Source organism: Enhygromyxa salina, assembly GCF_000737335.2.
Lineage (GTDB): Bacteria > Myxococcota_A > Polyangia > Nannocystales > Nannocystaceae > Plesiocystis > Plesiocystis salina_C.
Window position 1 is genome coordinate 1 of sequence record NZ_JMCC02000169.1, and the last position, 11,259, is coordinate 11,259.

General features: G+C 72.6%; 2 protein-coding genes. Both read left to right on the forward strand.

Annotated elements, in window-relative coordinates; all coding sequences use genetic code 11:
- Nucleotides 1-75 precede the first annotated feature (75 nt).
- A complete protein-coding gene (locus DB30_RS38770; protein ID WP_052558907.1) occupies nucleotides 76-8,451 on the forward strand; it encodes an SDR family NAD(P)-dependent oxidoreductase in 8,376 nt (2,791 codons plus the stop codon).
- Nucleotides 8,438-11,259 (forward strand): beta-ketoacyl synthase N-terminal-like domain-containing protein (locus DB30_RS38775; protein WP_146662603.1); only part of this gene is annotated, 2,822 nt, incomplete at its 3' end. The genes DB30_RS38770 and DB30_RS38775, both read left to right, overlap by 14 nt.

Here is an 11,259-nt window from a genome sequence, read left to right on the forward strand (position 1 = left end):
GCATAGATCGTTGACCAGGCCGGCTACGCGTTTGCCCGCGCGCGCCACTGGCTGCCGGAGCTGGCCTCGGCGCCGATGCTGGTGCCGCCCGCCGCGGCGACCCACGTTGGAGAAGTGGATGGGCGCGCGGCCTTGGATGGCCGGCTGCGCTTCGTCCGAAGCTGGCGCCGGGATCAGCTCCCGCTCGTCGATCATCACGTGCACGGGCGCGCGATCTTGCCTGGCGCGGCGTACATCGTGGCCGCGTTCGAGGCCGCGACCTGGGTCGAGCCCACCCGCGCTTGCCACCTCCGAGACCTGCGGTGGACGGCCCCGTTCGCGCTCGAGCAAGACACCCGCGCGCTGCAGACCGAGCTGCGCCGCGACGCGTCGGGGACCGGCTACGTGTGCAGCTTCAGCGACGAAGATGGGCGCGCGCTCGCCAGCTGTCGGATCGAGCTCGACTTGCCCGAGCAGCCTGACGGCCCCGAGGACCACGAGCGCGCGCCGACCTTGGCACACGCCCAGCGCGAGGGGGCGACGCTGGCGAGCGCCGGCGTGTACGAGCGCCTGCGCGGCGTGGGGATCGTGCACGGGCCGAGCCTGCAGGTGCTCGACGAGATCTACATCGTCGAAGGGGGCGTGCTCGCGCGCCTGCGCGGCGCGGCGACCCTCGCGGATCCAGAGCCGCTGAGCCTCGCGAGCGTCGACGCGGCGCTGCAGTGCATGGCGATCTGGCTCGAGGCCCACGCCGGGGTCAGCGAGGCCCGCATGCCCTTCGCGGTCGAGGAGATCCGGGTGCTCGCGGCCCGGCCACCCGCGCTGGTGTGGGCCTGCTCGAGCGACGGGCGGAGCTTCACGCTGACGCTGCTCGACGCGCAGGGCCACGCGTGCGCGCGCCTGCGTGGGGTCGCCAACCGACCCGCCCCCCACGCGATCGCGGACGCCTGCTTCGTCCCTGGGTTGCGCGCCGAGCCGCTCGCGCCCGCGGGTGAGCTTGGCCTGGGCGCGCGCCGGGTCCTCGTGCTCGAGCACGCGACGAGCTTGGCGAGCCCCAAGTGGCTCGACGTAGCGCTCGCGGGCGCCGAGGTGACCCGGATCCGCGGCCCGCTGACCCGATCCGCGGTCGCCGAGCAGCTCGGCGACGCGCCGCCCGATCTGGTGATCCACGCCGCCGCGCTGATCCCCGATGACCTGGGCGCCGACGACCTCGCCGCGCTCGAGGCGGTCGAGACCCGCGGGCTCGTCGACTTCCTCCACCTCGTGCAGGGCCTGTTCGACGCGGGCTGGCGCAGGCAGCCGATCGCCGTGCTCGCCCTCGTCAACCGCTGTCGTGCAACCAGCGAGGCCGAGCGGCAGAGCTTGGCGCCGCACGCCGCGGGCTTGTTTGGTCTGTGTGGCTCGCTCGCCAGCGAAGCGCCAGCGTGGACGGTGAGCTGCGTGGATCTCGAGCCCGCGGACGCGGTCGACGTCGAGGGCCTGCGCGCGCTGGTGCAGCGGTGCCTGGGTGAGTCGACGATCGGCGCGGCCCTGCGCGGCCACACACTTCACACGCCGAGCTTCGAGCGGCTGCGGCTGCCGACCCCCGCCGAGCCTGCGGCGCTTTCAGCTGGCGCGACCTGGGTGATCGTCGGCGGCGCGGGGGGCATCGGCATGACGCTCAGCCGCCACCTCGCGGCGCGCGGCTCGACGCTGGTGTGGATCGGTCGGCGCCCGCTCGACGCGGAGCTGGTCGCCAAGCGCGAGGAGCTCGAGGCGCTCGGCGGCCAGCTCGAGTACGTGTCCGCCGACATCGGCGACGCGGCCCAGCTGCGCGCCGCGCTGACGCCCGTGCTCGCGCGGGTCGGCCGAATCCACGCGCTCGTGCACGCGGCCATGGTGCTCGACGACGTCGCGCTCGCAGACATGAGCGCCGCCCAGCTGCGCGCGACGCTGGTGCCCAAGACCCGCGGGCTGCTCAACCTCGAGCAGCTCATGCGCGAGCGCGAGCCCGCGCTGTACCTGCTGTTCAGCTCCGCGGCCGCGTTCACGCGCAGCCCCGGTCAGGCCAACTACGCGGCCGCGAGCAGCTTCGAGGACGCCTACGCCCACAGCTTGGCGGCCCGCACGAGCGCGCGGGTGCTGGTGGTGAACTGGGGGTTTTGGGGCGAGGTCGGCCAGCTCGCGACGCCGGCGCTGCGCCGACGCATGCAGGTGCTTGGGATCCACTCGATCACAGCGCGCGAAGGGATCGCCGCGCTCGAGGGTCTGCTCGCCACCCCGGCGACGCAGGCGTTGGTGTTCAAGGCGGACGCCGCGGTGCTCGAGCGCATCGGTGTGACCCCGGCGCCGAGCCTGGCGCGCGCGTCACTCGCGAGCGCGAGCCCGACCACGACCACGACCACGCGGCACTCGAAGATCGAGAGCCTCGAGGCGCGGATCGACGGCTACCTCGCCCAGGTGTTCGAGCAGGTCGTTGGCCTGCGCGACTTCGACTTTGACGCCGACTTCGGTGCGTTCGGGATCGACAGCGTGATGATCATCGATCTCGCCGAGCGCCTGCGCCAGGATCTTGGCGAGTTCACACCCACAGCCTTGTTCGAGCACGACAGCCCGCGGCTGCTGGCCACCCACCTGCTCGCGGAGCACCGCGAGACGCTCGAGCGGCTGCTTGGCGAGCCTGTTCTCAGCTCGGGCGAAGGCCTCTCGCCCGCGAGCGAAGACCTTCGTGGACTGGTTCACCGAGGGCAGCGAACGCCACCGCCAGCGCCAGACCAGCCGCCCGCGCCAGCACCCAAGCGGGAGCGGGCGCCAGCGCAGGCACGCCCAAGCGCCGCCGCCCGCGAGCCGATCGCGGTCATCGGCGTCGCGGGCCGCTACCCGGGCGCGCGTGATCTCGACGAGCTGTGGCAGAAGCTACGCCGCGGTGAGTCCTGCATTCGCGAGCTGCCCGACGCACGGTTCGGATGGCGCGCGCACTTCGATCCCACGCCGGGCAAGCCAGGCCGCAACTACTCGCGCTGGGCTGGCCTGATCGAGGGCGTCGACGAGTTCGACTCGCTGTTCTTCAAGATCTCGCCGCGCGAGGCCGAGGCCATGGATCCCCAGGATCGTCTGTTCTTGCAGACGGCCTGGGCGGTGCTCGAGGACGCCGGCCACACCCGCGCGTCGATCGGCGGCGACGATCGCAGCGTCGGCGTGTTTGTGGGGGCGATGCACGGCGACTACGGCCGGCTTGGGGCCGTGTGCCGGGATCGCGGGGCGTGGACGCCCGCCAACGCGCCCTACTGGAGCATCGCCAACCGGGTCTCGTACCTGTTCGACTTTCGGGGCCCGAGCTTCGCCGTCGACTCGGCGTGCAGCAGCTCGCTGACGGCGATCCATCTCGGGTGTGAGAGCCTGCGCCGCGGCGAGTGTCGGGTTGCGATCGCGGGCGGCGTGAGCCTGATCCTCGATGATGATCACCTGCGGATCCTGGCCAACGTCGGCATGCTCTCGCAGGGCGACGCGTGCCGAGCGTTCGGGGCCAACGCCGATGGCTTCGTCGATGGCGAGGGGGTCGGCGCGGTGTTGCTCAAGCCGCTGCGCGCGGCCGAGCGCGACGGTGATCGGGTGCTCGCGGTGATCGCCGCGAGCACGCTCAACGCGGGCGGAAAGACCCGGGGGTTCAGCGTGCCCAACCCCCACGCCCACGCGGCGCTGATCGAAGCGGCCCTGAGCGAGGCGGACTGGGACCCCGCGACGATCAGCTACGTCGAAGCCCACGGGACCGGCACCGAGCTGGGTGATCCCATTGAAATTCGCGGGCTCACGCGGGCCTGGCAGGCCCGCAGCGAGTCGGCTCCACGCTGCGCCATCGGCTCGATCAAGTCGAACATCGGACACCTCGAGGCGGCCGCCGGGATCGCGGGGCTGACCAAGATCTTGTTGCAGCTGCAGCACGGCGAGCTGGTGCCCAGCCTTCACGCGACCCCGCCCAATCCCTACGCCGGGCTCGCGGACTCGCCCTTCGAGGTCCAGACCCAGGTCGCGCCATGGGTCGCGCCATCGCCCGGCGCGTCGCGGCGGGCGGGCCTGAGCTCGTTCGGGGCCGGTGGCGCCAACGCTCACCTCTTGATCGAGAGCTACCAGTCGCGGGCGCGCGCACAGGTGAACAACCAGGCCCAGCTCGTGTTGTTGTCGGCGCGCGATCCAAGCCGGCTCGCCGCGCTCGCGCGCAACCTCGACGCGCACCTTGGATCAACGCCGGGGCTTCAGCTCGTCGACGTCGCGTTCACGCTCGCGGTTGGCCGCGAGCCCATGCCGACGCGACTGGCCTTTGTCGCGCGGGATCTGCCCGAGGTCCGCGCGCGGCTGCAGGCCTTTGTGGACGGCGGCGACGCGCTCGAGGGGCTGCATCAGGGGACCGCGGCCGCCGACCCGCAGCCCACCCTCGACCCGACGACGCCGCTCGAGCAGCTCGCCGCGGCTTGGGTCGGTGGCGCGAGCCTGTCGCGGCCACCGGGCGCGGGCGGACGCCGGATCGCGCTGCCCACCTACCCGTTCGCGCGCGAGCGTCACTGGCTGCCGCGGCCGCCAAGGCCAGACGCGCGGTTCGAGGGCCCGCTGCTGGCGGGCGTGGCCGAGCGAGAGCTGAGTTTTCGGAGCCGGCTGGGCCCCACTCACCCGCTCGCGGCAGCGCACCAAGTGGGCGCGCGCGCGCTGGTGCCGGGCGTGGTGATCGCCACGCTGATCACGGCGCTCATGGCCGAGATCCCCGACGCCCCCCGGCCCTTCGCGCTCGCGGCCCTGACCTGGGTCCGTCCGCTCGAGCTCGATGACACCCTGACAGGGCTGCGCTTCGTGCTGCGGCCAAGCGAGGCCGGCGTCCGCGTTCGGGTCGAGCGGTGGGACACGCAGGCGCACGTCGCCGACGCGGTCGTTGCCCACGCCACCGTCGTCGCGCTCGACCCCGAGTCGCTGGCTTCGCCGGTTTCGGTCGCGCGCTTGGATCTCGATCGCGAGCCAACCCTGGACGGCCCGCGCTGCTACGCGCAGTTCGAGCGCCAGGGCATCGCGTACGGGCCCACGTTTCAGCGGATCGAGAGCTTGACCCGCACGAGCGACGAAGTGATCGCCCGCCTGGGCCCGATCGACCCCGCCGCCCACGCCAGCGACCACGCCGGAGAGCTCACTCGCTGGGGCACCCTCGACGCCGCGCTGCAGGCCGTCGCGGCCCTCGTCGATGTGCCGCCAGGCGCGAGGGCCCCGCTGCCCGCCTCGCTCGGCCGCTACGTCGAGCGAGGCCCGATCGAGCAGGCCACCCACGTGGTCGCGCACGCCGAGGGTCCACAGCGCTACGCCGCGCGCCTCGTCGACGCCGAGGGCCGGACGCTTGTCAGCTTGGAGGACATTCGCGTGCGCGCGCCGGCGGATCCCCTGGCCAAGATCTGCTTCGCGCGGGCGTGGTCGCGGGTGCCCGAGCTCGAGCCACCCGCGGGCGTCGGTCGGGTGTTGGTGGTCGCGACCGCGGGGGCGCAGGCGCACGTTGGCGAGCTGATCGCGTCGCTGCGCTCGCGCGATACCAATCCCGAGAGCATCGAGCTGGCTGCGCTGCGTGATCTGGCCGAGCCGGACCCGCTCGCCAGCGTCCTCGCCCGCGGCGTGCCCGAGCGCGTGGTGATCGTGGCGATCCCAGCCGACACCGCCAACAGCCAAGCACCCGCGCAGATCGATCCCGAGCCGATCCAGCGGCTCACGGTGGCGGTGTTTGGGCTGCTGCAGGGCCTGATCGCGCGCGGCTGGCCGGCGCCCGGCCGCCAGCTCACGCTGTTCACCCGCGGCGTACAGGCGGTCTTGGCCGACGACGCGGTCGATCCACGCGCGGCGACGCTGCCGGGCTTGGTGATGTCCTTCGCCCGCGAGCACGCGGCGTCGCAGATCGGCTGCGTCGACCTCGGCAGCCTCGAAGATCTCACGGCGGCCCGGCTGTTGACCGAGGCCGGCACCGCGCAGGTCGGCGGCGTGGCGGTTCGCGGCGGCCTGCGCTACGCCGCCGCGCTCGAGCCCCTTGGCCTGGCGCCCGCGATCACGCCGGCGCCGCTGCGCGAGCGCGGCGTGTACATGATCGTGGGCGGCGCGGGTGGGATCGGACTCGAGCTCGCCTGTCACCTCGCGCGACGGGTCCAGGCCCGCGTGGTGCTGGTTGGGCGCCGACCGGTGGACCACGAGCAGACCGAGATCGCGGCCAAGCTCGCGCGGATCGAGGCGGCGGGGGGCGAGGCGATCTACCTGCAGGCGGACGCTGGCGAGCCCGCGTCCGTGCGCGCGGCGATCGAGCGAGCCCGCGCGCGCTTCGGTGGGATCCACGGCGTCTTCCACTCGGCGATCGTCATGCGCGATCGCTCGCTCGCGCGGATGCAGGTAGACGAGCTGCGAGCGGCGCTGCGGCCCAAGCTCGAAGGCAGCGTGCATCTGATGCAGGCGCTCGCTGGCGAAGCGCTGGACTTCGCGCTGTTCTTCTCCTCGGCGCAGGCGCTCTCGGGCAGCCCGGGCCAGGCCAACTACGCCGCCGCCTGCACCTTCGAGGACGCGTTCGCGCACTGGCTCCGGGCCCACGGCGTGCCGCGAGCGGGGACGATCAACTGGGGCTACTGGGGCGAGGTCGGCGTCGTGCGTGCGGCCGCGTACCAGGCCCGGGTGGCCAAGCTGGGTGTGCTGCCGCTGTCGGTCCGCGACGGCCTCGAGGTCATGGACCGAACCCTCGCCGCTGGCTCGGCGGCGGTGATCGCCGTCGCGGCCACCGACGAGGCGCTCGCGGCGATGGGCGTGCGCAGTCCGGCGAGCAGCCGCAGCCCCGCGTTCCCGATCGCGCTGCACGAGCCGCCCCCGCTGCTCAGCGAGGCCCTGCTCGAGCGACTCGAGCGTGGCTTCGAGCGGTTCACCGATCTGGCGGTTCGCGAGCTGCGCGCGCAGCTCGAGCCGTTCGCCGCGGCGTTCACCCCGGGCGGCGTCGATCGTCCGCGACTCGAGCGCGCGCTTGGGCTGATCCCCGCGCGCGAGCGGCTGCTCGACGCGCTGGTCGAGATCTTGGTCCGACATGGCCAGCTGCAAGCGGCGGCGACCGGGTCGCTCGAGCCAGCGGCGCGCGAGCGTGCGTGGGCCAGCTTGCTCGACGATCACCCCGAGCTCGAGCCCCACGTTCGCCTGCTCCGGGTCTGCGCGGCCGGGACCCCGCAGGTGCTTGGCGGCGCGATCCAGGGCACCGCCCTGCTGTTCCCCAGCGCCTCACCCGAGCTGGTCGAGAAGACCTACCGCGGCAACCCGATCGCGGACTACTTCAACCGCTCGATGGCCGCCACGGTCGCGGGTCTGGTCGGCGCCCTCGGCCGCGCGCGTGGGGGGCTGATCCGGGTGCTCGAGGTCGGGGCTGGGACCGGCGGGACGACGGCGTTCGTGCTGCCGGCCCTCGCCGCGCTCGAGGTCGAGGTCGAGTACACCTTCAGCGACATCGGCCCGAGCTTTGTCGAGCGGGGTCGTCGGCGGTTCGCGGCCGCGTTCCCCTTCGCACGCTTCGCCACCCTCGACATCGAGCGCGACGCCTCCGCCCAAGGCTGGGACCACGCGACCTACGACGTCGTGATCGGGGCCAACGTCGTGCACGCGACCAAGCGGGTCGACCAGAGCGTCGCGCAGCTCGTCGCCTTGCTGCGCGCGGGCGGGTGGCTGGTGCTCAACGAAGCGACCGCCGTCACCGACTTCTTGACCATGACCTTCGGCCTCGTCGATGGCTGGTGGCTCAGCGAAGATCACGACCGACGCCTGCCCCACGCGCCGCTGCTCGACGCGCCCCGCTGGCGCGACCTGTTGGCCGCGCAGGGCTTGTCGCAGGTGGCCGCGCTGGGTCATCGCAGTCCCGGCGGCGGCGAGGTCGGACAGCACATCATTGTTGGCCGCTGTGATCGTGTGCTCGGGCTGCCAGCTCAGCCGCCGGTTCAGCCCGTCCAGCCGTCAGTCCAGCCGCCAGTCCCGTCCGCAACCCTGCCGCAAGCCCAGCCCCTCCCACACGCCGCCCGCCCCGTGGACGCAGCCGCCCCGCTCGACACCTCGAGCGTGCGTCGGGCCCTCGAAGGGGTCATCGCCGACAGCCTCGCGCAGGCGCTGGGCGTGACCGTTGAAGGGCCATCCGAGGCGCTGGTGTTCGCGGACTACGGCGTCGACTCGATCACCGGCGTAGCGTTGATCAACGCGCTCGGCGAGCGGCTTGGCCTGGTGTTGCGGACCTCCCTGCTGTTCGACTGCCCGACGATCGGGGCGCTGGTCGAGTGGCTGCTGGCGCACCACGCCGACGCGCTCGCGCAGCCCCCTTCACCCACTCCACCCACTCCACCCACTGGGGCCCCCGAGCGGTTGAGCCTCGACGACCTCGAGCGGCTCGCCGCCGGCGACCTCGACGTCGCGGACATCGAAGCCCTCTTGTCCCAAGCCAGCGAGTCCCGACATGACCAGGCGTGAGCTACTCGAGTTGATCAAGCGCGGCGAGCTGTCCCCGGAGCAAGGCCTGCAGCGGCTGCAGGCGCTCGCGAGCGCGGGCGCACTCGAGCCCGCGGGGGACCACGCCGAGCCGAGCCACGCCGAGTCGAGCCACGCCGAGTCGAGCCACGCCGAGCCGAGCCACGCCGAGTCGAGCCACGCCGAGTCGAGCCACGCCGAGTCGAGCCACGCCGAGTCGAGCCCTGCCGAGTCGAGCCCTGCCGAGTCGAGCGTAGTTGGGCAGGCGGTGCTGATCCGCCGGCCTGGAACGATCGAGACCCTGGAGCTGGCAACGATCCGGGTGGGCGCGCCCGGGCCCGGTCAGGTGCGGGTGCGGACGCGCGCCTTCTCGCTCAATTTCGGCGACCTGCTGAGCGTGCGCGGGCTCTACCCGACCATGCCGCCCTACCCGTTCACGCCTGGCTTCGAGCTCGCCGGGGTGATCGACGCGATCGGGCCTGGGGTCACGAGCGCAGCCGTGGGTGACGAGGTGATCGCGGTGATGGGCGCGGGCATGGGCGCCCACGCGAGCGTGGTGCTCGTCGACGCGAGCGCGGTGATCCGCAAGCCCAACAACGTCTCGTTCGCAGAGGCCTGCGCGACGCCGGTTGCGTACCTGACGGCCGAGCACGCGCTGTCGCGGGCGCAGCTGCGCGAAGGCGAGACGATCCTGATTCAGAGCGCCGCGGGTGGTGTCGGGCTGTTCGCGGTGCAGCTCGCGCTTGGCGTGGGCGCGACGATCTACGGCACCGCGAGCACGGCGACCAAGCTCGACTACCTGCGCAGCCTTGGCGTCCACCACCCGATCAACTACGTCGAGCACGACTTCCACCCCCGCGTGCTCGAGCTCAGCGGTGGCCGCGGCGTCGACGTGGTGCTCAACACGCTGGCGGGTGACGCGATCCAAAAGGGCCTGGATCTGCTCGCGCCAGGCGGGCGCTACGTCGAGATCGCGATGTCCGGGCTCAAGGCCGCGGCCAAGCTCGACCTCAGCGGGCTGTACGACAACCAGAGCTTCATCAGCGTCGATCTGCGTCGGCTCATGCTCCGCGATCCAGAGCTCACGCGGGCCTACATCGATCGCATGGTCGCGGCCCTGGATGCCCGCGCGGTGCTGCCAACCATCGGGAGCGTGCTCCCGATCGAGCGGGTCCGCGAGGCCTACGCGCTGCTCGGCGAGCGCGGCAACTTGGGCAAGGTCGTCATCGAGGTGCCCGCGCCGATCCCCGCGTCGCTGTCAGCGTCACCAACTTCGTCACCGCGCACGGCCGCGCGCGTCGAGCCTGTCGCCGCGACTGCGGACACCGACACGATCGCCGTGATCGGCATGGGCGGTCGGTTTCCAGGTGGCGAGGACCTCGACGCGTTCTGGGCCAACCTCAGCAGCGGCCGTGACTGCGTCGCGCAGATCCCCCGCGAGCGCTGGGATCTGCAGACCTGGTACGACCCGGATCCGCAGCGCGACGACACGACCTACTGCCAGTGGGGCGGGGTGCTCGACGAGGTCGATCGCTTTGATCCGGCCTTCTTCGACATGACGCGGCGCGAGGCGGAGCTGTGTGAGCCGCAGCAGCGCCTGTTCCTCGAGACCTCGTGGCACGCCCTCGAGCACGCTGGTTACGCGAGCCGCGAGCGCGGACCGGGGCGGCGCTACGGGGTGTTCGTTGGGGCCTCGTCGGGCGACTACGTCGACATCCTCGATCAGGCGGGGAGCAAGCGCGCGCCGCAGGCGATGATCGGCAACGAGAGCTCGGTGATCGCCGGACGGATCGCCTACGCGCTGGATCTGACGGGCCCGGCGATCGTCGTCAACACGGCCTGCTCGGCCTCGCTTGTGGCGATCCACCTGGCCTGCGAGAGCCTGCGCGCGGGCAGCTGCGAGCTGGCCCTGGCCGGCGGCGTGTTCGTGAGCCTGACCCCCGCGTTCTTCGTGCTCGCCAGCAACGCGCACATGCTCTCGCCGACCGGTCGCTGCCGCTCGTTCGCCAACGACGCCGACGGCTTCGTGCCCGGCGAGGGTGTTGGCGTCGTGGTGCTCAAGCCGCTCGCGGCCGCGCAGCGCGATGGGGATCGCATCTACGGGATCATCCGCGCGAGCGGGATCAACCAAGACGGGCGCACCAACGCGCTCACGGCTCCAAGCCCGCGGGCCCAGACCGAGCTGCTGCGCTCGGTCCACGCCGCCGCTGGGATCTCACCGCGCAGCCTCGATTGCGTCGAGGCCCACGGCACCGGCACGCGCCTGGGTGATCCCGTCGAGGTCGACGCGCTGACCGAGGCGTTTCGCTCGCAGACCAACGACTCGAGCTTCTGCGCGCTCGGTTCGGTCAAGAGCAACATTGGCCACGCGGTCACGGCCGCGGGGGTGGCCTCGGTGCTGAAGATGTTGCTCGCGCTCGAGCACGAGGCGATCCCGCCCACCCTGCACGCCGAGCAAGAAAACGAGCACATCAATTTCGCGACCACGCCCTTCTTCGTGAACCGCAGCTTGCGGGCGTGGCCTCGCGGTCAGCGGCCGCGCCGGGCCGGGGTCAGCTCGTTTGGGTTCTGTGGAACCAACGCGCACCTGGTCCTCGAGGAGGCGCCGCGACCTGCCGCGCCGGCGGCCGTCGAGGGCGCGAGCGGGCCGTGGTTATTCCCGCTGTCGGGCACCGACGACGCCGCGCTCGCGCGGGTGGCGGGCCGGCTGGGTCGGTGGCTGAGCGAAGCCGGGCGCGAGGTCTCGCTCGCCGATCTGAGCTTCACGCTGCAGCGTCGCCGCGCGCACCTCGACACCCGCGCGGCGATCCA